General features: G+C 47.5%; 2 protein-coding genes and 1 pseudogene. All 3 read left to right on the forward strand.

From position 1 onward, the window contains the following. A pseudogene (locus A3750_RS26465) lies at positions 1-355 on the forward strand (pseudouridine synthase); the annotation flags it as partial. Beyond that, entirely contained in the window at positions 352-819 is a 468-nt protein-coding gene (locus A3750_RS21115) for an NUDIX hydrolase (RefSeq protein WP_068452470.1), read from the forward strand. The pseudogene A3750_RS26465 and the gene A3750_RS21115, both read left to right, overlap by 4 nt. 135 nt (positions 820-954) lie before the next feature. Next, positions 955-1,063: hypothetical protein (locus A3750_RS25110; protein ID WP_156498805.1), on the forward strand; the 109-nt coding region annotated here is incomplete at its 3' end.

Raw genomic sequence — 1,063 nt, forward strand, 5'->3', positions numbered from 1 at the left:
ACGCATAGATACACCCGATATCTGGGACCGAAACCCTCCTGTACGCAAACGAAAGACTGTTCCCACATCATGGCTTGAATTAACCATTACTGAGGGTAGAAATCGACAAGTTCGGCGCATGACAGCAACCGTTGGCTTTCCTACCTTACGCTTAATTCGCGTGGCAATTGGCCCATGGAAACTTGATGGTTTATCTCAGGGCGAAAGCCGCTTACAAACAATTCATTTGCCGAGCAACACAGCCTCCCCAACAAAACGTCAACAACCTAGGCGTGACACCTCCGGTCGAAACAAAGCCAACAGAGCCGCATTTGGACGACCGCAAACAGGGAAACGAGGAAACCGAATAAAATGAGTAACATTTGGACCCCGCACGCAACGGTCGCCTGCGTAGTGGAAAAGAACGGCAAGTTTTTAATGGTTGAGGAATTAAGCCACGGCCAAAGAGTTTACAATCAACCTGCGGGTCACGTTGATGAAGGCGAGTCGATTTTTGAAGCCGCTGTCAGAGAGACCTTAGAAGAAACCGCATGGCGGGTTGAACTAACGGGCCTAGTAGGCCTTTATGTTTACACAGCGCCTCAAAACGGCGTCTGCTACCACCGTTACTGTTTTTCTGCACAGGCACTGGAGCATACGAGCAATGCGTTGGATGCGGATATCTTGGCGGCCCATTGGCTAAGTTATGCTGAAATTATCTCTAAAGGAGAAAATCTCCGCAGCCCACTTGTATTAAGATGCATTGACGATGCGAGAACTCGAACTTCAGTGCCGTTAAATTTTATCTATGAGCATCCGTTCTCTAAAATTGATAGCTGAAATTTTAACCAAGGAAAGCTACAATCCGCGCTTTCTTGTAAGGCTCGCCTAATTCTTTAGAGACGAAGCTGAAGCAACGCTTTTGATTCGACCGAAAACCGCCATAACGGTCTTCGTCACAAACACAGGTATTAGATGAAACCCATAAGCGAAACACGTGTCATTGTTGGTATGTCTGGCGGCGTAGATTCCTCAGTTTCCGCACTCCTTCTGAAACAGCAAGGTTATCAAGTCGAAGGGCTGT

The organism is Oleiphilus sp. HI0079 (assembly GCF_001635105.1).

What these genes read in the sequence shown, in the direction of transcription:
- A3750_RS21115 (WP_068452470.1), top strand. Translation starts at nt 352, where the DNA reads ATGAGTAACATTTGGACCCCGCACGCAACGGTCGCCTGCGTAGTGGAA.